The organism is Rheinheimera sp. EpRS3, assembly GCF_001513785.1.
GTDB lineage: Bacteria > Pseudomonadota > Gammaproteobacteria > Enterobacterales > Alteromonadaceae > Alishewanella.
Genome location: NZ_LNQS01000001.1, coordinates 1,339,701 through 1,360,787 on the forward strand (window position 1 = coordinate 1,339,701; position 21,087 = coordinate 1,360,787).

At 50.1% G+C, this 21,087-nt stretch carries 20 protein-coding genes; 14 read left to right on the forward strand and 6 right to left on the reverse strand.

Translation table 11 applies throughout. The annotated features are described in order from the left end of the window. Positions 1 to 37 precede the first annotated feature (37 nt). Positions 38 to 970 (forward strand): LysR family transcriptional regulator, encoded by a 933-nt coding sequence (locus tag AR688_RS06030; RefSeq protein ID WP_068230472.1) that lies wholly within the window; start codon positions 38 to 40, stop codon positions 968 to 970. Between the two features lie 58 nt (positions 971 to 1,028). Here the strand turns inward: AR688_RS06030 and AR688_RS06035 are convergent, their stop codons facing one another. Next, positions 1,029 to 2,885 (reverse strand): M1 family metallopeptidase, encoded by a 1,857-nt coding sequence (locus AR688_RS06035; protein ID WP_068230474.1) that lies wholly within the window; start codon positions 2,883 to 2,885, stop codon positions 1,029 to 1,031. A gap of 130 nt (positions 2,886 to 3,015) precedes the next feature. Here AR688_RS06035 and AR688_RS06040 point away from each other — a divergent pair, with 130 nt between their 5' ends. The 3 genes from AR688_RS06040 to AR688_RS06050 all read left to right on the forward strand — a co-directional run bounded on the left by AR688_RS06040 (position 3,016) and on the right by AR688_RS06050 (position 6,871). Next, positions 3,016 to 3,744 carry an SIMPL domain-containing protein gene (locus tag AR688_RS06040; RefSeq protein ID WP_068230477.1) on the forward strand — a complete coding sequence of 243 codons (729 nt, stop codon included), beginning with the start codon at positions 3,016 to 3,018 and terminating at the stop codon, positions 3,742 to 3,744. 86 nt (positions 3,745 to 3,830) lie between these two features. Then, complete coding sequence (locus tag AR688_RS06045) at positions 3,831 to 5,504, forward strand: M28 family metallopeptidase (protein ID WP_197412127.1); 1,674 nt, start codon at positions 3,831 to 3,833, stop codon at positions 5,502 to 5,504. A gap of 116 nt (positions 5,505 to 5,620) precedes the next feature. Beyond that, positions 5,621 to 6,871, forward strand: coding sequence for a DUF2254 domain-containing protein (locus AR688_RS06050; protein WP_068230483.1), 1,251 nt, complete (start codon positions 5,621 to 5,623; stop codon positions 6,869 to 6,871). A 32-nt stretch (positions 6,872 to 6,903) separates the two neighbouring features. Here the strand turns inward: AR688_RS06050 and AR688_RS06055 are convergent, their stop codons facing one another. Further along, the gene (locus AR688_RS06055) at positions 6,904 to 7,452 is read right to left on the reverse strand and encodes a TetR/AcrR family transcriptional regulator (protein ID WP_068230485.1); all 549 of its coding nucleotides are present in this window, start codon (positions 7,450 to 7,452) and stop codon (positions 6,904 to 6,906) included. A 118-nt stretch (positions 7,453 to 7,570) separates the two neighbouring features. On the opposite strand from AR688_RS06055, the gene AR688_RS06060 reads away from it, so the two are divergent. Further along, positions 7,571 to 8,050 carry a DUF4199 domain-containing protein gene (locus AR688_RS06060; protein WP_068230488.1) on the forward strand — a complete coding sequence of 160 codons (480 nt, stop codon included), beginning with the start codon at positions 7,571 to 7,573 and terminating at the stop codon, positions 8,048 to 8,050. A 5-nt stretch (positions 8,051 to 8,055) separates the two neighbouring features. Then, positions 8,056 to 8,481 carry a CBS domain-containing protein gene (locus AR688_RS06065; protein ID WP_068230493.1) on the forward strand — a complete coding sequence of 142 codons (426 nt, stop codon included), beginning with the start codon at positions 8,056 to 8,058 and terminating at the stop codon, positions 8,479 to 8,481. Between the two features lie 144 nt (positions 8,482 to 8,625). Here AR688_RS06065 and AR688_RS06070 read toward each other — a convergent pair whose 3' ends face one another. Next, on the reverse strand, positions 8,626 to 9,711 hold the full coding sequence (locus AR688_RS06070; protein WP_068230495.1) for a fatty acid desaturase family protein: 1,086 nt from the start codon (positions 9,709 to 9,711) through the stop codon (positions 8,626 to 8,628). Positions 9,712 to 9,722: 11 nt separating this feature from the next. Next, positions 9,723 to 10,814, reverse strand: a complete 1,092-nt coding sequence (locus AR688_RS06075) for a flavin reductase family protein (RefSeq protein ID WP_156420214.1) — start codon at positions 10,812 to 10,814, stop codon at positions 9,723 to 9,725. A gap of 343 nt (positions 10,815 to 11,157) precedes the next feature. On the opposite strand from AR688_RS06075, the gene AR688_RS06080 reads away from it, so the two are divergent. Then, on the forward strand, positions 11,158 to 12,024 hold the full coding sequence (locus tag AR688_RS06080) for a GGDEF domain-containing protein (RefSeq protein ID WP_068230500.1): 867 nt from the start codon (positions 11,158 to 11,160) through the stop codon (positions 12,022 to 12,024). A 25-nt stretch (positions 12,025 to 12,049) separates the two neighbouring features. Here AR688_RS06080 and soxR read toward each other — a convergent pair whose 3' ends face one another. Then, the gene (gene soxR, locus AR688_RS06085) at positions 12,050 to 12,511 is read right to left on the reverse strand and encodes a redox-sensitive transcriptional activator SoxR (protein WP_068230502.1); all 462 of its coding nucleotides are present in this window, start codon (positions 12,509 to 12,511) and stop codon (positions 12,050 to 12,052) included. Positions 12,512 to 12,615: 104 nt separating this feature from the next. On the opposite strand from soxR, the gene AR688_RS06090 reads away from it, so the two are divergent. The 4 genes from AR688_RS06090 (at position 12,616) to AR688_RS06105 (ending at position 14,675) form a co-directional block, all read left to right on the forward strand. Continuing rightward, entirely contained in the window at positions 12,616 to 13,056 is a 441-nt protein-coding gene (locus AR688_RS06090) for a VOC family protein (protein ID WP_068230505.1), read from the forward strand. Next, positions 13,053 to 13,604 carry an NADPH-dependent FMN reductase gene (locus tag AR688_RS06095; RefSeq protein WP_068230508.1) on the forward strand — a complete coding sequence of 184 codons (552 nt, stop codon included), beginning with the start codon at positions 13,053 to 13,055 and terminating at the stop codon, positions 13,602 to 13,604. The genes AR688_RS06090 and AR688_RS06095 overlap by 4 nt, the downstream gene beginning before the upstream one ends. A gap of 101 nt (positions 13,605 to 13,705) precedes the next feature. Next, positions 13,706 to 14,269, forward strand: coding sequence for a flavodoxin family protein (locus tag AR688_RS06100; protein ID WP_068230510.1), 564 nt, complete (start codon positions 13,706 to 13,708; stop codon positions 14,267 to 14,269). Positions 14,270 to 14,408: 139 nt separating this feature from the next. Next, positions 14,409 to 14,675 carry a DksA/TraR family C4-type zinc finger protein gene (locus tag AR688_RS06105; RefSeq protein WP_068230513.1) on the forward strand — a complete coding sequence of 89 codons (267 nt, stop codon included), beginning with the start codon at positions 14,409 to 14,411 and terminating at the stop codon, positions 14,673 to 14,675. 86 nt (positions 14,676 to 14,761) lie between these two features. Here AR688_RS06105 and AR688_RS06110 read toward each other — a convergent pair whose 3' ends face one another. Further along, positions 14,762 to 18,022 (reverse strand): S41 family peptidase, encoded by a 3,261-nt coding sequence (locus AR688_RS06110; protein WP_068230516.1) that lies wholly within the window; start codon positions 18,020 to 18,022, stop codon positions 14,762 to 14,764. A 151-nt stretch (positions 18,023 to 18,173) separates the two neighbouring features. On the opposite strand from AR688_RS06110, the gene AR688_RS06115 reads away from it, so the two are divergent. The 3 genes from AR688_RS06115 (at position 18,174) to AR688_RS06125 (ending at position 21,087) form a co-directional block, all read left to right on the forward strand. Beyond that, positions 18,174 to 18,869: a tellurite resistance TerB family protein gene (locus AR688_RS06115; RefSeq protein ID WP_068230519.1), complete on the forward strand. Its 696-nt coding sequence runs from the start codon at positions 18,174 to 18,176 to the stop codon at positions 18,867 to 18,869. A gap of 158 nt (positions 18,870 to 19,027) precedes the next feature. Then, complete coding sequence (locus tag AR688_RS06120; protein ID WP_068230521.1) at positions 19,028 to 19,615, forward strand: PEP-CTERM sorting domain-containing protein; 588 nt, start codon at positions 19,028 to 19,030, stop codon at positions 19,613 to 19,615. Positions 19,616 to 19,902: 287 nt separating this feature from the next. Then, positions 19,903 to 21,087 carry an efflux RND transporter periplasmic adaptor subunit gene (locus tag AR688_RS06125; protein WP_068231272.1) on the forward strand — a complete coding sequence of 395 codons (1,185 nt, stop codon included), beginning with the start codon at positions 19,903 to 19,905 and terminating at the stop codon, positions 21,085 to 21,087.

Below are 21,087 nucleotides of genomic sequence, written 5' to 3' on the forward strand. Positions count from 1 at the left end.
ATGGCTTTATTTGTCGATGTAATTGAAAGAGGGCGCAATGGACGTACGGCAATTAAGTTTTCGCCTGCTGCAGGTGTATATCAAGGTAGTGCAGCTGGGCAGTGTTTCCGCCGCGGCGCGCGCGCTGCATTTAACCCAGCCAACAGTGTCGTTGCAGTTGAAAAAACTGTCTGAGGTGTTAAACGAGCCGTTATTGCACAGCCACGCCGGCGCCTTGCAGCCCACTGCGGCGGGCCAGGCGTTGTATCAGGCAGCCTGTGATGTGCTAAGCCGGTTTGATGATTTAGGCAGTGAAATCAGTGAACTGCACGCCGGGCGGCGCGGCAGCTTAAGCATAGCGGTGGTGAACACCGCGCAGTATTTAATGCCGCGTATTCTGGCGCCGTTTTACCGGCGTTTTCCACAGATTGAGGTGACCCTGCATATTGGCAATCGGGCGCAAATTCTAAGCCGTTTTGAGCAGCAACAAGACGATATTTACCTGTTCAGCCACCCGCCGGGCGGCGAGCATGTGCTGGCCACGCCGATAGTGAAAAACCCGCTGCAGCTTATTGCACCTTTAGATCACTGGGCGGTGGGTCAGCCACAGCTGAGTTTTGCAAAGCTAAAACAAGAGCGGTTTTTGCTGCGCGAGCCCGGCAGTGCCACACGGATGATGTTTGAAGCCTGGCTTAGCAGCCAGGGCATACAGCTTAGCCACAGTATGCAGATTGAAAGCAACGAAGCGATAAGGCTTAGCGTGGCGGCGGGGCTGGGGTTGTCGGTTATTTCCGGCCATACTTTGCTGGAAGGGCGGGAAAAGCTGGCGGTGCTGGATGTAGCCGGTTTTCCGCTTAACAGCCATTGGTATCTGGTGCGTAATGCTGACAAGCGCTTATCTTATGCCGCGCAGTCGTTAACCGGCTTTATTGCCGCGCATTTGCCGGATTGCATTGAGGCCGACTGGTTGTTAGATGCAGTTAAAGCGTAACAGTGGGGCTGCGGCAAACGCAACACCACTGTTATGGGCTGTTATGCTACGGTTGTAGCTATTTTAGTATTTCATCAACCGAGCCCTGCGCCAGCGGGTGGTAACCGGGGCGGGCTTTTTCGTATACGGCACGGGCAAATGCCAGGCCTTCGGGCGTAGTGGCAAGCTGTTTATACAGCGGAATAATCAGCTTACGCCGGCCAATACCAATCAGATATTGCTCCAGCGGGGCGGCAATTTCCTGATAGCCGGTTTTAAGTGCCAGCAAATACCAGGCATGGGCAATTTCGCTGTTGGTCGATTGCGTCAGGCTAAAGGTGGCGTCCAGCTCGGCCAGTTGCTCCGGTGTTATAGTCAGCGGCAGATTATTAATAAAATATAGCCATTCGTGTACTGTCCAGTTGTCGGTAGGCAGGCTGCTTAGTTCGCTGTTACCGGCCAGCCAGTTGTTGGCGTGTTGCTGTACCTGATTAAACGCATCTGACTGCGGATCGGGTGTGCCCGCTGGCAAGCCAGGCTGGTAAATCCAGCTTTTTGCCTCATCCAGCGACACTATGCCGGGGTATTTTTGCAGTAAGTGGGTATTTAAGTAGGTTACAAAGCGTGCGGTGTCCAGGCTTTGAAACGCATGGTCGTCAAAGTACTGCCGTACAAAGGGGTCAAACTTGTCGCGGCCGAATTTTTGCTCCAGAAACATTAAAAACAATTGACCTTTGGTGTAAGGCACGCCGCTAAAGGCATCGTCCGGATCACGGCCATGCAGGTCAAGGTGCAAAATGCTGTCGTTAGCGGGTAGCTCTGCCAGCTCTTCTTTTAAGCCCTGTACTGATAACGCCTGCTCCATAATGGCGCGATCGGTGCCGAACACCTGCTCCATAATGCGGTTTTCGACATAGGAGGTAAAACCTTCATTGAGCCATAAATCGCGCCAGGTCGCGTTAGTTACCAGGTTGCCGGACCAGGAGTGCGCCAGCTCATGGGCAATTAAACTGACCAGGCTGCCATCACCGGCCACCACGGTGGGGGTAATAAAGCTCAGTACCGGGTTTTCCATGCCGCCAAACGGGAAGCTGGGCGGTAAGATCAGTAAGTCGTAACGGCCCCAGCGGTAGTCACCGTACAGCTGTTCGGTGGCATCGATCATTGCCTGGGTGCTGGCAAATTCTTCGGCCGAGGCGTTAAGAATATAAGGCTCGGCATAAATGCCGGTTTGCTCACTCATGGCTTTAAATTCTAAATCACCGGCGGCTATGGCAATTAAGTAAGCCGGAATAGCCTGCGGCATAACAAACTGGTAATCGCCATCGCGAATCATGCCCGGTTCATTATTGGCACTCATAATAGCCAAAACATCGTCACGGGTTTGAATGCGGGCGCTGTAGGTCATGCGTACGGCCGGGGTGTCCTGAATGGGGATCCAACTGCGGGCATGAATGGCCTGGTTCTGGCTGAACATAAAGGGTGTGGTTTTACCGGCGGTTTGCTCTGGCGTTAACCACTGCAGGCCAGAGGCTTTATCGGTAGAGCTGTAGTAAATACGCAGGGTTTGTGCCTGAAAGGTCGGGCTGATTGTAAGCTTGCTGCCCAGCACTGCATCGCGCTGCCCCAGGTTAAAAGGCACTTTTTGCCAGTTACCGTCGGCACGTTTAGCGTAAATGCGCTCTATATCCAGATCGCGGGTGTCCAGATATACCGTGTTGCCGTTGTTGTTTAGCCAGTTAAGTTGTAAATCGGCAAAGCCGGTTAGGGCTTTTTGCTCAAAGTTAACGGCTAAATCCAGGTGCAGGTGCTTTACTGTTACGGCATCAAAGTTGGCGTAGGTATAGGCATCAGTAGCGGCCAGAGTATCGGTAGCGACAAAAGCATAGCTGCTGCAGAGCAGGGCCGTGCTAAGGGGAAGCAGGCGTACAGACATGGTGTTTCCTTAAAATCGAAAGAAAGCAGAGTGTAAAGGCAAACTCAGGCCAAATACAACTGTACAAATAGTAACAACTTAAACAGCAAAGCTTTGCTGTAATGCGCGTTAAACAAAACACGAGGTTTATATGAAATTAGCCACTATTACTGCCGCTTTGGCACTTACACTTACCGGTGCTGTACAGGCCAGCCCGTTACCGGATTTTCCGTTTATTAATGTTACCGGTGCCGCCAAACTGGAAGTTGCACCGGACAAAGCCCGTATTCAGTTTGTGATCCGTCAAACCGCAGATAAAGCCGATGCCGCTACTGAAGCGGTGTACAAACAGGGCCGTGATTTGATGCAGTTTCTGGCCAAGCAGGGCATTACCGAAGCCGACATTGACGCCGCCCAGATTAACAAAGAAGCGCTGTTTAAAGACTACAACGACAGAGCCATAACCGGTTACGAAGCCAGCCAGCCCATTACGGTAACGCTAAACCAACTGACCAACTATGTTGCGGTAATGGATTATTTGTTTAAACAACCGCAAATTTTCTCTATCAGTGGCAGTTTTGACAGCAGCCAGCGCGAACAATACGAGCAGCAGTTAAGTGAAAAAGCCGGAGCTGATGCCCGCAGCCGGGCCAATAGTTTAGCTGCGGCGCAAGGCGTTAAAATCAGTTCTGTATTTGCTATCAGTGAGGCATCAGGCTGGGGGGCTATGGCCGGTGATTTTGGTTTTGGCGCCGGCTCGGTAAGCTATGGCGCTATGCGTAAAGCCGACATGGCAGAAAGTAGCAGCAGTAACTTAATAGTGCCAAAACATATTCAGTTAGAAAAATCAGTTAATGTAATTTACAAAATTAAGCCCTGATCCAGGCTGTTTGTCTCAATGCTGTCGTGTCCGGGCCGGCAATAGGCTAAGGTAAGCGCTTATCTTAGCTTATTTAAGGAAACCTGATGACACTTCAGTTCGGCCCTTTGCTGGTAACTGCGGTTACCGCCAGCCTGTTAGTGGCGTCGTGTTCAAAGCAGAATACGCCGCCACCGCCACAGGAAGAGCAACCCCTGCTACAAACCAGTTTTAACGCCAATTTCGCCGGTTATTTTCAGAAAATTGCCTCAGATGAAATGCAAGGCCGCGCCCCGGCCACTAAAGGTGAAGAAAACACCGTGCAGTATCTGGAGCAACAATTCACCCGCATTGGTTTAACACCGTACAGCGGTGACAGCTATCGCCAGAGCGTGCCCGTGGTGCAGATAGACCCGGTTAAAGTATCGGCATTAACGCTAACCGATAACAGCGGTACCAGCAGCACACTGACTTATAAAACCGATATGATGGCCTGGTCTACCCGTATGCTGGGGCAAATTGACGTCGCCGACAGCGAAGTGGTGTTTGTTGGTTATGGCATAGTGGCACCGGAATATAACTGGAATGACTACGCCGGTTTAGATGTAAAAGGCAAAACCGTGGTAATGCTGGTAAACGACCCCGGCTACGCCACGCAAGACCCAGAGCTGTTTACCGGCAACGCCATGACATACTACGGCCGCTGGACGTACAAATACGAAGAAGCCGCCCGCCAGGGGGCTGCTATGGCGCTGATAGTGCACGAAACCGACGCGGCTAGCTATGGCTGGAACGTGGTGGCGGGTACCTCGCCAATACGGTTTGAGCTGGCTAACGACAACAAGAACCTGCATAAAACCGAAGTAGAAGGTTGGTTATCACTTGATGCTGCGGAAAAATTATTTGCCGCCAATGGCACCTCGTTAAAACAGCTGCGTCAGCAGGCGCTGAGCAAAGATTTTAAGCCGGTACCACTTAACGCCAAAGCGGCGGTTAGTATTAGCAATAATTTGCGTGAGCTTAGCTCCAGCAATGTTATTGGCTATATCGAAGGCAGTGAAAAGCCCGATGAAGCTGTGATTTATATGGCGCACTGGGATCATTTCGGCCTCGATTTCAGCCGCCCGGACGATAAAGTATTTAACGGCGCCCAGGACAATGCCGGTGGCGTTGCCGCCTTACTGGCCCTGGCCGAGCAGTTTAAAGCCGGCCCGCCACCTAAGCGCTCAGTCGCGTTTTTAGCGGTAACGGTAGAAGAACGTGGCCTGCTGGGTTCGGCCTGGTATGCGAATAACCCGTTATTTGCCTTAGATAAAACCGTGGCCGGTATTAATATGGATGTGATTAACGTATACGGCCCGATGCGCGATGTGATGGTATTTGGCTATGGCAGCTCAGAGCTTGAGCCGATACTGGAAAAATACGCCAAAGCACAAAACCGTTATACCGCACCAGAGCCGACACCGCAGGATGGTTTTTACTACCGCTCAGATCACTTTAACCTGGCGAAAAAAGGCGTGCCTATGCTGTATGCCCGCGGTGGTGTAGACAGCTTTGAACATGGCAAAGACTGGGGCCTGGAGCAGCGGCGCATTTATGTGCGCGATTACTACCACAAAGTAAATGATGAGTTTGACCCCAACTGGGATTTACGCGGTGCGCAGCAGGATTTACACCTGTACTATCAGGTAGGACACGAGCTGGCCAACGGCAATAGCTGGCCAAACTGGCATCAGGGTAAAGAGTTCCGCGCCGTGCGTGATGCTTCTTTAAAGCAGTAATAACGCCAAGGGCACCTGCGGGCAGTTTGCTGCAGGTGCGCCGATGGTTTGTTAAAAGTATGGTTTGCAAAACGCATTGCCGCTGAAAAACATAAAATAAATAAAAGGGCTGAATAATGGTGTCGAAGTTGGGCTGGCAATTAGTGCAGCTGGGTCGAAGGTTGTGGGTACGTACCGTGGCTTTTGCTGTGCTGGCACTGTTTTCAGCCTTAGTTGCTGTGCTGGTTCAGGATTATATACCAGAAACGCTGTCGGACATTATCGGTGCCGGTGCTGCCGAAAATATCCTTAATATACTGGCCACCAGTATGCTTACTGTTACCACCTTTTCACTTAGCGTTATGGTGGCGGCCTATAGTGCATCCAGTAAAGATGTATCGCCGCGTGCGACCCGTTTGTTAATGGAAGACAGCACCACACAAAATGCACTGGCAACTTTTGTTGGTTCGTTTTTATTCAGCATTGTCAGCATTATTCTGCTTAATACCGAAGTGTATAATCAGCGTGGCCGGGTGGTGCTGTTTCTTGCTACTATTTTAGTGATTGTGCTGATTGTTGTGATGATCCTGATTTGGATCAGTCATTTATCCAGCCTGGGCCGGGTAGGCGAAACCGCCGGTAAAGTGGAAGATCAGGCTTATGCAGCGTTAAAACGGCATAATAAATATCCCTGGCTGCAAGCACAGCCGCTACAGAGCTTGCAGCAGATCCCAAAGGATGCCAAGCCGGTGCTGACAAACACCATCGGCTATTTACAGCTTATTGATATTAAAGCCATTAATAAGTGGGCAGCAGAAAACAACTGCCATGCCTATGTGGCAGTGCGCCCCGGCGTATTTGTTGAACCCTGCCGGCCACTGCTGTGGCTGAGCCCGGCACCGGCAGATACCAGCTCGGTGCCGCTGGATGCGTTTTGTATCAGTAACTACCGCACTTTTGATCAGGACCCGCGCTTTGGTTTGCTGGTACTGGCTGAAATTGCCTCTAAAGCCTTATCACCGGCGATTAATGATCCCGGTACTGCCATCGAAATTATTGGCCGGGGTATGCGGGTGTTAAGTAACTGGCAGGCCCCATCGATGGATAAAGCAACGATACAATATCCGCAGGTATCGGTGTTACCGTTGTCACTCACCGATTTATTTGATGATTTTTACACCCCGATAGCGCGTGATGGCGCCGCTATGCTGGAAGTGCAAATTCGCCTACAAAAAAGTCTGCTGGCATTGGCCGGGCAGCGGGCAGAGTTTCGCCCGCATACACAACGCCATTCTACGGCAGCGCTGGCCCGGGCTGAACATGCAATGGCCTACAGCGAAGATATTAAAACGTTAAAAGCACTGCACCAGCAGCTGTGTGACAGTTAGTGGCATAACTAGCTGCATAACTAATGCCGCATTTAGCGCCAAAGGCGCACAGCGTTGCCCCATTGCAGTTTGCGCTGCAGTATATTCAGGCTGCGCTGCTGCCCGGGCGAGCTGTCATTTAGCCAATAAATAAATACCGCCACAAACAGGCTGCTTAATGCCAGCTCCTGGCCAACTCTTGCCACGCCGCTGGCCGTTAAGCCAGACGCTTCGCGCAGCCATTGCACCGTGCGGCTAATGCGTAAAATGCCGCCCAGTTGCAGATGAATATGGCCGGGTTCCAGCTTATACAGCAGCATTTGCCCGGTGACTTTATGGTGGGGCGAGAGCGGCGCCAGCCAGTACTGAATTGCCTGTTGCAACCTGGTGGCGGCAGGCAATTCAGTAGCTATCTGCGCACTTAGCATGGCGACATCTGCGCGGTCAAACCAGGCATCAACCAGGTCATCTTTGGTGCGGTAGTGCTGATAAATATCCGCCAGGCGTATCTGCATGGCGATGGCTATCTGTTGTAAGGTTAACTGCTCCCAACCGGTTTTTGCCGCCAGTTGTAGCGCAGTATCAAGGATTTGCTGTTGCATAAGCTGTACCTTTGTCTGCTGCCGGTTTTAAGTATAGGTATGTCAGCGAAAACAGCTGGTAAAGCGATTTAAAAGCGCTATAGTTTTGCTATGTCTAAGCTAACAAGAACAATAGGTTATGCAAAAATATCTGACAGAAATACGCTGGGGCATTATTTTTACCGCTGTAATGCTGCTATGGATCTGGGTAGAGCAGTTGACAGGCCTGCATGGCCGGCATATTGCGCAGCACGCCACCTACACGAATTTATTCGCTATACCGGCAATACTGGTTTATGTGCTGGCGCTTAGGCAAAAAAAGCAGCGCGATTATAACGGCATTATGAGCTGGAAACAGGGCATGCAGTCTGGGTTGTTAATAACACTGGTGGTAGTGCTGTTAAGCCCGGCAGCACAGTGGCTTACGTATATGGTTGTTAGCTCGAACTATTTCCTCAATATGCAGGCCTATGTTGTGACAGAAGGCATGATGACGACGGAGCAGGCTTTAGAGTACTTCAGTTTAACTAACTATATGCTGCAAGGTGCAATCGGCGCAGCCATTATGGGCGTGCTTACCTCGGTGATAGTAGCGTTTTTTCTGCGCAGTAAAGGTTAACCCTGATGTTGAATGTCGCTGAATTAATGAGTACCAAACCGGTTAGCGTATCGCCTGACGATACCTTATCGGTGGTAAAACATATTTTTGATCATGTGAAGTTTCACCATGTGCTGGTGGTAGAACACGGTATTTTGCTGGGAGTGTTATCTGATCGTGATTTATTTAAAGCCTTAAGCCCGCATATTGGCACCGCTGCAGAAACACCGCGCGATTTGGCCACGTTAAATAAAAAAGTGCACCAGGTTATGTTGCGCCAGCCGGTTACTTTGCATCCACAGGCGAAAATAATGGACGCTATTCATCTGTTTAACAGCGAAGGCGTGTCCTGTATTCCGGTGGTAGACAGCCAGAACCGGCCGCAGGGTATTTTAAGCTGGCGCGATATTATCCGCACGCTGGACCGCACCGATAAGCGCACTGCGCAGTAACTGCTTGTTGGGGGTAGCCAGATTTCTGGTGAGGGAACCAATTTGCTCTAAGCTAACCGTTGCAGGCCAGGATGGCCGAATCGAGCCCCCATGGATGGGTTTACGGCGTGTTAGCGTGGGCAAACTGGTTTCCGCCACACCGAACTACAATGCCTTTACTGCTTTATCACCGCCCGGCAGTGAATAGCGCATAATACGTAAAAACACCGTGCTGTATTGGCGCACAAAGCTTCCGGTGTTGTATGGAATAGCATATTTTGCCGCTATGGCCTGCACCTGTTTTGCCATAGCAGGGTAGTGCCGTGCCGGGATATCAGGGAATAAATGGTGCTCTATCTGGCAGCTTAAATGGCCGGTTAAAATATGCAGCCAGGTAGGGCCGGTAAAGTTAGATGAACCGAGCATCTGGCGGTAATACCACTGGCCACGGCTTTCGCCTTCGCACTGTGCCGCGCTAAACACATGCACTTCTTTGGTAAAGTGGCCGCAGAAAATTACCGTTGAAGTCCATAAATTGCGGATTAAATTGGCCAGCAAGTTACCACACAGCACCCATAGCCACATTGGCCCGGCGATAAGCGGGAAGAATACATAGTCTTTAATTAGCTGGCGCGAACCCTTGCCAAAAAAGGCTTTTTTCAGCTCGCTATCGCTAACCTGTGAATGCCGATCAGCCTTCTTCTTGCCAAAAAATACCCGCTGCGCGGCTAATTCATGGTAAGACACGCCCCATTGAAACAGCATGCTTAGCAGCAGGTAAGTGCCGCCTTGCCATAAATTACGCAGCCGCCAGCGAAAATCATTACTTAAACGCAGCAGGCCGTAACCAAAGTCGCGATCTTTGCCAATAATATTGGTGTAAGTATGGTGCTCAAAATTATGCGTACGCTGCCAGGAACCAGCATCGCAGGCAATATCCCACTCGTAACGTTTGGAATGCAACACCGGGTCATTCATCCAGTCATATTGACCATGCAGCACATTGTGGCCAATTTCCATATTGTCGAGAATTTTCGCCAGTGCTAAAAGCAACACACCTGCCAGCCAGAGCCAGGGCGTAATAAAGCCCAGCACCAGTAAAATACGCCCGCTTAGTGCGCTTAAGCGTTGTACCAGCAATATACGGCGGATATAGCGCGCATCGGCGTCGCCTAATTGCTGTTGTACCTGCTGTTTTACACTATCCAGCTCTTGCTCAAGCGCGGTAAATTGTTCAGTGGTTAGTTTCATCAAAAGTCCTGTTACAGCTTAATCACAAGGTCGGTTACGCTCTGGCTTACACACAGCTGAATTTGCTCGGCACCATGGCCGCTTAGGGCGCCGCTGCGCAAATCGCGCACCTGGCCGGACACTTTGTCGCACACGCATTGAAAACACACGCCCATACGACAGCCAAAACGCGGTGCCAAGCCATGCTGCTCAGCGTTTTGCAATAAGCTCTGCTGTGTATTCAGCGTAACCTGAGTGCTGATGCCAGCGCGGATAAAGCTGGCGTTTAACTGCAGGCCAGCCGCCGTGTGTTCTGCAGGCGCTGCTATAGCTAAGCCAAACTGCTCTTGCCGGATCTGCGCTGCACTTACGCCGCTATTAGTAAGCGCCGTGCGCATCTGCTGCATAAAACCCGCCGGGCCACATAGATAAAACTGCTTGTTGCTGCTGTTAGTCATCAGCTGTTGTTGCAATGTTTCAGCAGGCTCGGTGCGGCTGTCAGATAACGTTAAGGTAAATAGCGGTTGGCGTGCTGCCAGCTGTGTCAGCTCACTAAGCAAGGCGGCGTTTTCACTACCGCGACAGCGATAAAACAAGCTTACCGGCGCTAACCAGTGGCGCTGGCTTAACAGCATGGCAGCAACGGGCGTTATGCCAGAACCGGCGGCCACAAATACTGCCGCCGTGGCCGCTTGTTGCCAGTAAAAATCGCCCTGCGCTTTGCTGATATTTACCACAGCACCATTTTTCAGCTGATTTAATAACGGGGTAAATTCACCGGCGCGGTTAATTTTGCAACACAGCTGTATGCGTTGCTGGCTTTGCCACAGGTTAAGTGGCGAACAAATACTAAAAGGCCGGCTGATATAGCGGCCATTGTGCTGCAGTGTTAATAACACATGCTGCCCTGGCACAAAGCCTGGCCAGCGGCCGGATACCTGAAAGGTTAATTGCAGCATATCAGCCGTTTGCCATTGCCGACACAGCAGGCGGGCACGGTATTGGCCGGGTAAAAACCCCGGTGCTAAGCGCTGCAATAGCGGCAGAAAGTACAGCGTTAATGAACTCTGGTTGCCCAGCATTAAACAAAAGTTACGCCAAAGGCGGGATAAAAATGGCTTCACTACGGGATCACGCTAATAGTTTATTTCAGCGTACATTTGTACACTAAAATATCTGGTTTGGCCAGTTTGGTTCTTATTTCAGTGGTTTAATTTTAATTAAGTTTATGAATTTTATATGGTTAAATATTGTTAGTGGAATGCCAAAATATAAAGTTCAGTGCACAAGTGTATATTTATTTAAAGGGTGCTGGTGGTGCCGGTTGTTAGGTAGGCATTTTTCCGCCAGGGTTGGTGTTGTGTGTGATAACGCACAGAAAGGGCATCTGGCATACAGTATATTCAGCAGATTTAACTTGGCGTTGCTGGCAGAGATTGTCGGTGTAGCGTTACACAAGAGGTACCTATGTCAACAAAATCGAAAGTGCTGAGGAAAAAGCGTAGCGGCAAAAGAGTGTCACTGTATGGTGTGCTAAAAGAAAATGAAGGGATAAAAAAAGAAATCAGCGTAGCGGCAGACGAGCTTAACTCGGTTAACGATGTACTAAAGCAAGGCCAAAGCTCGGTTAGCGTGATCCAGCAAGCCCTGAAGAAGAATGAAGACGCTGAGAATATCGTTGCCAAAGCAGCTGAAGATTTAAAACGGGTTAATATCAAACTGTCGAATGAAATTGCCATGCGTATAGGTATTGAATCTGAGCTTGATGATGTTAAAACCGATCTGGCAGCCGTGCGCGATGATTTAGTTCAAGCCCAGGTGACAGAAAAAGAAGCACGCCAACGTGCACTAACGGACAAGCTTACCGGTTTGCCAAACCGGACATCATTTGATCAGGCGCTGGCGCACGGCCTGGTGCAGGCAAAACGCCACGGCTGGTCATTGGCAGTGTTGTTTATTGATGTCGATAAATTTAAAAATATTAATGATGCTCACGGCCACGACGTTGGCGATCAGGTGTTGTTAACCGTAGCCAACCGCTTGCAGGCCTTTGTACGTGATGGCGATATGGTAAGCCGCTGGGGCGGTGATGAGTTTGTCTGCTTACTGCTTGAAATAAAGCAGCAGGATGATGTGGTAAAGCTGGCTAAGCAATTGGTCGAATGTGTTGCTGAAGCTTTTATCTTAAACACCCAAACGCTGCATATTCATATCAGCATAGGTATTGCTATAGCACCGCAAGACAGCAAAACAGCGGATACGCTGCTTAAATGCGCCGATACCGCTATGTACCGTGCAAAAGCGTCCACACAACAGGTGGCGTTATTTGGCTAGTAGTAGCCTGTTAGCCAGAGCTATTTTAATCTGCTTGTTCCAGGATCACCGGCCCGGTGCCTTGCGCCCCCAGCCTGTCTTGCGGATTATACAACGGGCATTTGGTCATGCTCAGGCAGCCACAGCCAATACAGCCGGTCATGTAATCGCGCAGTTTTTGCAAATAAGCAATACGCGCATCCAGCATTTGCTGCCAGTTGGTTGATAACAGCTGCCAGTCTTCCATAGTAGGCGTGCGGCTATCAGGTAGCGATAAAAATGCCTGCTTTACCTCTTCCAGGCTAATGCCAACTTTTTGCGCCGCTTTAATCACCGAAATGCGCCGCAGCACCTCTGGCTTGTAACGGCGCTGGTTGCCGTCGTTGCGCCAGCTTTTAATCAGGCCTTTTTGCTCGTAAAAATGCAGCGTACTGACTTTAACACCACAACGCTTTGCTACGCGCCCGACACTCCAGGTTGCTTCTGTCGTCTTGCTTGTTTCAATCATAGAGTGCCCCGGTATATTTTTTAATTGAATATCAAAAAAGTGCTTTACCTTAACTTAGGTTAAGGTTTTAACCTGCCGGTCGACTTAATGCAAGGAGACAAACTATGTATTTAGAACACGTTAACCTGGTAGTGGCGGATATTGACGCCATGCTGCATTTTTACCGCGCTGCTTTTCCGCACTGGCATATCCGTGATGAGGGGCGGGGCGAATGGTATGGCAAGCCGCGCAAATGGCTGCATTTTGGCGACGATTATCATTATTTAGCGCTAAGCGATCACGGCGAAGGCGAAAACCGTGAGCTGGCGGGGCATAGTGTTGGTTTTGCCCATTTTGCCTATGTTACTAACAACCTAAATGCAGTTATCGCTAGGCTGAATAGCGCAGGTTTCGCCATTGCCAAACCGGGCGCAGATGACCCCTATCGTAAAAACGTCTACTTTGTTGATCCGGCCGGGTTTGAAGTGGAGTTTGTTGAGTATTTAAGTGATCTACCGGCCGAGCGCAACTTAAACCAGGACAAAGCCCGCAAGGAGGTATTATGAAAATTCTTGCTTTTGCTGCCAGTAATAATCCGCAATCTATTAACCAACAGTTGGCGCTAAGTGTGGCGCGGTTGCTGCCGCAGGCAGAGGTTAGTAGCTTAAATATCGACGATTACGAGCTACCCATTTATAGCGAACAGCGCGAGGCCGAGCTGGGGGCTCCGGCAAAGGTGACGGCGTTTTTGCAGCAAATAGCAGAGGCTGACGGCATTATCGTGTCTTTTGCTGAACATAACGGCACTTTTACCGCGGCATTTAAAAACTTGTATGACTGGGCCTCGCGCAGCCAACGGCATATCTTTCAGCATAAACCGGCCTTGTTTTTAGCTGCGGCGCCGGGGCCGGGTGGCGCACAAAGTGTGTTGCAAGCTGCGGTGCAAGCTGCGCCGTTTATGGGCGCTAAGCTTGCCGGTACAGTGTCAGTACCCAACTTTCATCAGGTGTTTGATGCACGGTACCAGCAGGTAAAGCACACGGCGCTGTTTTTGCAACTGCAGCAAGCGGCTCTGACATTACACCAGCACATTATGCAAAGCAAAGCCGCTTAACTGCGGCTTTTTTAAACCAGCTAATTGGACAATAACGCTTTGATAAAGATGGCATTAATAAGGAAGGCAGTGATAAGGATGGCAGTGATAAGGAGAGTTAAGTGATAAAAGTCGCAGTGGTATTTCACTCAGCCAGTGGCAGCACCAGGCAATTGGCCAAAGCGGTAGCTGGTGGTGCAGTTTCAGTGCAGGGCGTTGCTGTGATTCAGGCCGAAATTATCGGCGCCGATATTAGCGCAGGGCGGTTTCGCAATAGCCTATTGCTTGAGCAATTAGACAGTGCCGAAGCAATAGTATTTGGTTCACCCACTTATATGGGTTCTGTATCGGCGCAGTTTAAAGCCTTTGTCGATGCCACCAGCGAGCGTTGGGAAACGCAATTATGGGCCAATAAAATCGCCGCCGGCTTTACCATAGGCAGCAACTTTAGCGGCGATCAGCTGCATACCCTGCAGTATCTGCAGATTTTGGCCAATCAGCATGGCATGTTATGGGCAGGGCTGGATATTCCCGGCAACCACAGTACCGCCGGGCTTAACCGGCTGGGGGCACAATCCGGCGTTATCGCCCAATCAGCAGACGGGTTGTTACACGAAACCGATTTACTTACCGCGCATTACTTAGGCCAGCGTGTAGCGCAAGTCAGCAAAAAATTTGCTGCGTAAAGCTGCTGGGCAAACGTATTGATGTGTTGAATTCGTCGGCAACCGCACATACTTACTTTATAACTAATGCTAGCCTTTTTATTTCGGGTGCGGTGAATCAAACTTAACTGCATTAATCCTTTAAAGATTGGAGTTTGTTATGGCAGGTGGTTGGTCACGCGATGGCGCCATCCAAGAGCAAATAGACGCCAGCGTTGACGAAGCCGTGCAGCGCGCACGCAGCCAATTAACTGATGGTGAAAGTGCGCTGAACTGTGAAGAATGTGATCAGGTTATTCCACAAGCGCGCCGTAAGGCAATTCCCGGCGTACAGCTTTGTGTTGCTTGTCAATCAGCATTGGAAAAGCAGGAGGCGCAGTCGGGAGGTATTAATCGCCGCGGCAGTAAGGATAGTCAACTGAGGTAAACTTGTAAGCGTTGATTCTTATACATAAAAAACTACACATAAAAAAACCGCTGCCGGGCAGCGGTTTTTACGTTAGATGCGGGAGATTATAAACCCAGCTTAGTCGGCATGGCCGGGGCTTTGCTGTGATCTTTTGGCGGGTTGGCTTTTAGCTCGTTTAGCGTATGCGCTATGGCACGTTCCAACTGCACATCACGGCCTTTGTTTACTGCTATCGGATCCAGTTCTACCTCGATATCCGGCGCTACACCTTCGTTTTCTACCCGCCATTCGCCATCCGGCGTGTAGAAGCGGAAAAACGGTACGACGTGAAAACCACCGTCTATCATATTCGGGTTAGCCGAAATACCAATTAAGCCACCCCAGGTGCGGGTGCCGATGGTTTTACCTAAGTTAAGCCGTTTAAATGCCCAGGGTAGGAAGTCGCCACCTGAACCGGCATCCTGATCGATCAGCATGGTTTTCGGGCCGTAAATACCACCGCCTGGTGTGGTAAACACTAAACCATCACGATCTTTCCAGCCAGATAAAAACTGCCGGCCAAGAATTTCGGTAATATAGTTTGCCGCCTGACCGCCACCGTTTTTACGCTCGTCAATAATCACTGCCGGTTTATCGGTTTGCGCGAAGAACATGCGGTTAAAGAAGTAAAAACCACCATCTGCGGTGTTAGGCAGGTAAACGTAGGCGACTTTACCATCAGTTTTTTCTGCTACCAGTTGACGGTTTTGTTCTACCCAGTGCCATAAACGCAGCTGGCTGTCGTTGGCTACCGGCTCTATGGTAATGTTGCGGCGGTTTTTGCCGCGGGCATCGTCAGCAATGCTTAGCACCACCTGTTTACCCAGGGTGTTATCCATAAAGGCGTGGATATTGTCGGAGGCGTTAAGCTCTTTGCCGTTGACCGCCAGCAGGTAATCACCGGCTTTGGCACTGGCGCCCGGTACATTTAGCGGGGCTTTTAAGAACGGGCTCCAGCGGTCACCCTGGTACACGGTTTTAAACTGATATTTACCGTTGCTAATAACAAAGTCGGCACCCAGTAAACCGGCTTTGGTCGGGCTTTCCTGGTGTACATCGCCACCACCAATACGGTTATGGCCAACCTGCAGCTCGGCAATCATTTCTACCAGTACATCGTTTAAATCTTCACGCCGCTGCACATGCTTGAGCAGAGGTTGGTATTTGTCATATACCGCCTGCCAGTTTATGCCGTGCATTTTGGCATCATAAAAGTACTCTTTTTGCATACGCCAGGCGTCATTAAAGATTTGCTGCCATTCTTGCGCCGGGTCTACAAAGCTGCGCACTTCAGCCAGACCAACCGCTTTGGCGTCCGGTTTGGCTTTGGCATCACCTACCTGCAATGTGTTGGGCAGGCTGACCAGCAACAGCTTTTTGCCATCGTCACTCAGGTTGTAGCTGGCCAGGCTGTCTTTAACTTGCTCGGCTTTTTTCTCTTCAAAGTCAAAGCGATATAAAGTGCCGTTATTTTGGCCGTTGCTGCCGGGTAATTCGTTGCTGGCACCCGGTTGTGTGCGTTCCATATAAAACAGGGCGCCGTCACTGGCTACGCTTAAGCTATCGTAGTTACGCTCTGGTAGCGGCAGCGCCACAATGCGGTTTTGTATACCGACGATATCAATTTTTACAGCTTTAACTGCGGCTTTTTTATCGTCTTTATCTTTATCTTTTTTGTCGTCTTTGCTTTCGGCAGTTTTTAGCGGTTCATCACCGGTTTTCGGCAATAACGGCGATTTACCATCGCTTGCCAGCACGTAGGCATAAATAGCTGTACGTACCGGGCGCTCACGGGTAGATAAATCCAGCCCAACCTGAGACGGGCCGGTGTTTACCGAGGCGGTAAAGTACAGATAATCCTGAGTAAATACCGGATCGTCGGCATGGCTTAAGCCATCGGTCACTTGTGTGGTTTTATTGGCGTTAAAATCGAACAGTTTAATCTGGCTAAAATAGTTTGCACCCGATACGGTGTAAGCTAAATAGCGGCTGTCGGGTGAGAACGACACATTAAAACCGTCGCGCCGCGCCGAGATATCCAGCTTTTGGCTGCGTTTGGTTTTCAGGTTAAACGCATACAGGTTTAAATGGTTGTCGTGGTAAGCGATCAGGTTACCGTCTGGCGAAAAGCTTAGCAGGTTAAAGTAGCCGTTATCTGACAACGCAAAAGTTTCTGCTGCGCTTAAGCCATCCTGTGCTTGCAACACCAATTGGTGCTTATTGCCGGCATCGGAAATATAAGCAACTTTGCTGCCATCGGGGCTCCACAGGCCGTCAAATTCATTAACGCCGCTGCTTTGCGTAAGATTACGGCTGCTGCCATCTTTTACCGGCACAGTAAACACGTCGCCGCGGGCACTAAGCACTAAACGTTGGCCGGTAGCCGACAAACGGGCACGGGTAAGGGTTTTGCTGGCGTCTTTCCACTGTGGCCGTAATTGGGCTGACTGGGTATTAATATTTACCGTCAGGGGTGAGCTTTGGCCGCTGCTGACATCAAGCTTGTGCAAAAAGCCACCGGCTTCATACACTATCGTATCGCCGTGGCCGGCAGCGCTGCGTAAATCCCAGTCGGTATTATTGGTCAGTTGCGTTACCTGTTTATCGCTGTAACGGAACAGGTTAACCGCTTTATTATCGCGATCTGACAGGAAATACACGGTGTTACCCAGCCAGAACGGGTTAAATTCATTGGCGTTAGGGTGGGGGATTTTTTCCAGTTGCTGTTTTTCTAAATCGATAATCCACACCGGCGGGGTGCTGCCGCCACGGTGCAAACGCCAGCCACTGGCGCCGCTGTAAGCCATATTATTCGGCCGATAGGCCAGCTTTTTGCCATCAGTGCTTAAATCGCCTTCAAAGGCCACGGCTTGCATCAGCTGCTGCGGGTAGCCACCGTCAGTGCTTACCTGATACAGCTGGTTGCTGCGGCTGTTGGCAATTTCACGGTTAGAGGCAAAAATGACGCTTTTACCATCCGGGCTCCAGCCGTTTACGGTATCTGCACCCGGGTGAAAGGTCAGCCGCTTGGCTGCGCCGCCGCTAACCGGCATAACGTACACATCGGTGTTATTGTCATAGCTGGCAGAAAAGGCAATCCAGTTACCATCGGGAGAAAACTTCGGTGCAAATTCATTAGCAGGGTGGCTGGTTAACGGGCGTGGGTTCTGGCCATTTTTATCGCTAAGCCAGATATCGCCGCCGTACACAAAAGTAAGATGCTCTGCTGAAATATCCGGCTGGCGCAGCAAGCGGGTGCCATCATTGGCAAAGGCAGAGCCGGTTGCCAGCGCACAAAAAAGTGCAAGGTAACGTGGTTTAAACATGATGTATCCTTGTTATGGTTCTGATTCGACCACAAGTAAAGCACATTGTGTTGCCGCGGCAAAACATCAGGTTGTAACAGTTAGTGTCAAAGCGGAATCTTTTTCTGCAGTGATAGTCAGATAGTTGGTATAGATTAAAGGAAGCAGAAATATGAATACAAAAGGTTTATTAGATCAGTTATTTAAGCAAGGCTCTGAATTATTGTCTGGCAAAGGCAGTAACCCGCAAAACGCAGCAGGTGGTTTAGGTGGCTTGTTATCAGGTAAAGGCGGTGCTGCGCTGGGCGGTGGGGCTTTAGGGCTGCTGCTTGGCAGTAAAGCCGGCCGTAAAATGGGTGGCAAAGTGCTAACGTACGGTGGGTTAGCAGCATTGGGTGTAGTAGCTTACAAGGCTTACAGCAACTGGCAGCAACAGCAGGGCAATAGTGTGTCGCAGGCACAGCCGCAAACGATTGATCGCTTACCGCCACCGCAGGCCGAGCAACATAGCCACGCTATCTTGCGTGCCATTATTGGTGCTGCCAAAGCAGACGGCCATGTAGATGATAAAGAGCGCGAACTGATTGATAACGAAATAGCTCGTTTAACCAACGATGGTGAGCTACAACACTGGTTTGACGCCGAGCTGAAAAAACCGCTGGACCCAGCTGAAATAGCCCGCAGCGCTACAACGCCTGAAATGGCAGCAGAAATGTACCTGGCCAGTGTGCTGGTAGTGGATGAAGAAAACTTTATGGAGCGCAGTTACTTAACCGAGCTGGCTAACCAGCTGAAACTGCAACCGGCATTAAAAACAGAACTGGAACAACAGGCCCGGCAAGCTGCGGCGGCTAATCGTTTTTCCTAGTGTTTTATCGCTTATTTTGTCAGCTTTATTTACAACATAAGCCAGAGGTTATTCTATCTTGGTTTATGTTGTTGATTTTTAATTATTTATAATGATGGCACAAGCTTTGCTTTACTATCGCAGTAGTAATTCAGTAGTACATAAGAAGGATGCTGTTTATGTTGAAGAAAGCCATTGTTTCAATGTTGTTATTGTCTGTGTCATGCTTTTCCTACGCTGGCCTGATCAGTGCCGATTTCCGCGCCGATTCTCACTTACCTGACCACAGTTCACAAGGGGCTAAAACCTACCAGAGCCTGGCTCAGGCTATTGGTGCCGGTGCTGAGTTAAACTCTGATGATTTCGTTGCTAACCCTTCAGGTTGGGGCGGTGGTGTGGTGTGGATGGATTTTGATCCGTTAAACAGTGTGCTGACATTAACTTCGCAAGACAGCTGGGACTTCCAGACCTTTGATGCCTGGATGAGCAATATTGCTTTTAGCCAGCCTGGAGAGTTTATTACCGGTTTTTCTCTGCTGAGCAATAACCTGGTAACAAACGGTATTCAGCCAGTGTTGTCATACACTGCAGACAGCCTGCATATTTCTTATAGCAGCGAGCCGGTCTTTAATTTTACCGGTGGCCAGGCAACATTTTTAGTGCAAACTGCACTGCAGCCAGCTGCTGTACCAGAGCCTGCGTCACTGGCCATTTTTGGCCTGGCGTTATTAGGTTTAGGTGTTGGCCGCAGAATGTCACGCCGTTAATTAATACACCCGCTTATTGATAAAAAAAGCCCCGTTCTTCGGGGCTTTTTTGTGCTGGCCGGTTTTACCTTATTACGGCGCTGTTTCGCATAGTTATTTCGTCAAATATATACTGCAACACCTTTTTACAAATCTTCATATTTATTCTATTCCGCTCGGTAAAAAATATGCTATTTTACTGGCGTTTAATCTTATTTCCTCTGCTTATTACATAACATTCCCGCGTGATCCTGCCGCAGCCTGTATTACTGCTCGCAGTTAAAGGCGGCCAGCTTAAAGGTGCTTGTATGACAAGAACGTCATTATCTTCCGGTGCAGCTAAGTTAACAGCTGTCGTGTTTTCACTGGGCTTACTGAGTGCCTGCTCGGAGCCTTCTGCAGCGTCAGATGCCGGTGCGGGTGGTATGCCGCCAGCAACGGTAAATGTGCAAACCGTAGAATTAAAAACAGTACCGCTGCTGATCGAAAGCCCGGCTTTGCTGGCAGGTTCACGCGAGGTAGAAATTCGTGCCCGGGTGTCCGGTATTTTAGAAAAACGTAATTTTACCGAGGGTGCGACGGTTAAAGCTGAACAGACATTATTCAGCCTGGATGCGGCGCCTTTTCAGGCGGCGGTAAACCGTAATAAAGCCGAATTAGCGGCGGCACAAGCACGCCGGGCGCAGGCCGATCGCACACTTAAACGGCTGGATAAACTGCGCAAAGACGGGGCCGTGTCGCAACAAAGCTATGATGATGCGCTGTCGGCATTAGATGTTGCCGGTGCCGATGTAAAGACGGCAGAGGCCATTTTGCAGCAATCACAATTGCAGCTGAACTATACCGAAGTGCGCTCGCCAATCAATGGCGTGGTTAGCAGAGAGTTGGTATCAGAGGGCACCTTGGTATCGGGCCCGGAGCTGCTGTTAACTCACGTTACCCAGTTAGATCCGATGTATGTGCGCTTCTCTGTAGCTGAGCGTGATCAGCTGAAACTGCGCGCTGAAGCGCAAAACGGCAAGGTCGATTTACCTGAACAGTGGCAGGTTAAGCTGCTGCTGGCCGATGGCTCGGTGTATAACCAGGCTGGCGTGGTAGATTTTTCTGATGTACGCATTAATACCCAAACCGGCACCAGTGAAATGAAAGCTGAAATTGCTAACCCTGACGCCTTGCTGCGCCCGGGCCAGTTTGTACGTATTCAACTGGAGGGCGCGGTACGGCATAACGCCATAGTAGTGCCACAAAAAGCGGTACTGGACAGTGGTACCGGTAAATTTGTTTACCTGTTAGCCGATGGTGAGCAGGGCGGTAAAGTGGCTTTGCCTGCGCCGGTTGAAGTTGGCGAGTGGGTAAAGCTGGATAACGGCAATGGCTGGGTAATTAAAAGCGGCCTGAAAAGTGGCGATGTGGTGATCATCGAAGGTATGGCCCGCATTTTCTTCCCCGGTATGCCGGTGCAGCTGGCTGCATCTGCGGCTGATGCAGGTTAA

Excerpts from the sequence above, each read along its gene's own strand:
- AR688_RS06030 (WP_068230472.1), top strand. The coding sequence starts at position 38 with ATGGACGTACGGCAATTAAGTTTTCGCCTGCTGCAGGTGTATATCAAG.
- AR688_RS06035 (WP_068230474.1), bottom strand. The coding sequence starts at position 2,885 with ATGTCTGTACGCCTGCTTCCCCTTAGCACGGCCCTGCTCTGCAGCAGC.
- AR688_RS06040 (WP_068230477.1), top strand. The coding sequence starts at position 3,016 with ATGAAATTAGCCACTATTACTGCCGCTTTGGCACTTACACTTACCGGT.
- AR688_RS06045 (WP_197412127.1), top strand. The coding sequence starts at position 3,831 with ATGACACTTCAGTTCGGCCCTTTGCTGGTAACTGCGGTTACCGCCAGC.
- AR688_RS06050 (WP_068230483.1), top strand. The coding sequence starts at position 5,621 with ATGGTGTCGAAGTTGGGCTGGCAATTAGTGCAGCTGGGTCGAAGGTTG.
- AR688_RS06055 (WP_068230485.1), bottom strand. The coding sequence starts at position 7,452 with ATGCAACAGCAAATCCTTGATACTGCGCTACAACTGGCGGCAAAAACC.
- AR688_RS06060 (WP_068230488.1), top strand. The coding sequence starts at position 7,571 with ATGCAAAAATATCTGACAGAAATACGCTGGGGCATTATTTTTACCGCT.
- AR688_RS06065 (WP_068230493.1), top strand. The coding sequence starts at position 8,056 with ATGTTGAATGTCGCTGAATTAATGAGTACCAAACCGGTTAGCGTATCG.
- AR688_RS06070 (WP_068230495.1), bottom strand. The coding sequence starts at position 9,711 with ATGAAACTAACCACTGAACAATTTACCGCGCTTGAGCAAGAGCTGGAT.
- AR688_RS06080 (WP_068230500.1), top strand. The coding sequence starts at position 11,158 with ATGTCAACAAAATCGAAAGTGCTGAGGAAAAAGCGTAGCGGCAAAAGA.
- soxR (WP_068230502.1), bottom strand. The coding sequence starts at position 12,511 with ATGATTGAAACAAGCAAGACGACAGAAGCAACCTGGAGTGTCGGGCGC.
- AR688_RS06090 (WP_068230505.1), top strand. The coding sequence starts at position 12,616 with ATGTATTTAGAACACGTTAACCTGGTAGTGGCGGATATTGACGCCATG.
- AR688_RS06095 (WP_068230508.1), top strand. The coding sequence starts at position 13,053 with ATGAAAATTCTTGCTTTTGCTGCCAGTAATAATCCGCAATCTATTAAC.
- AR688_RS06105 (WP_068230513.1), top strand. The coding sequence starts at position 14,409 with ATGGCAGGTGGTTGGTCACGCGATGGCGCCATCCAAGAGCAAATAGAC.
- AR688_RS06110 (WP_068230516.1), bottom strand. The coding sequence starts at position 18,022 with ATGTTTAAACCACGTTACCTTGCACTTTTTTGTGCGCTGGCAACCGGC.
- AR688_RS06115 (WP_068230519.1), top strand. The coding sequence starts at position 18,174 with ATGAATACAAAAGGTTTATTAGATCAGTTATTTAAGCAAGGCTCTGAA.
- AR688_RS06120 (WP_068230521.1), top strand. The coding sequence starts at position 19,028 with ATGTTGAAGAAAGCCATTGTTTCAATGTTGTTATTGTCTGTGTCATGC.
- AR688_RS06125 (WP_068231272.1), top strand. The coding sequence starts at position 19,903 with ATGACAAGAACGTCATTATCTTCCGGTGCAGCTAAGTTAACAGCTGTC.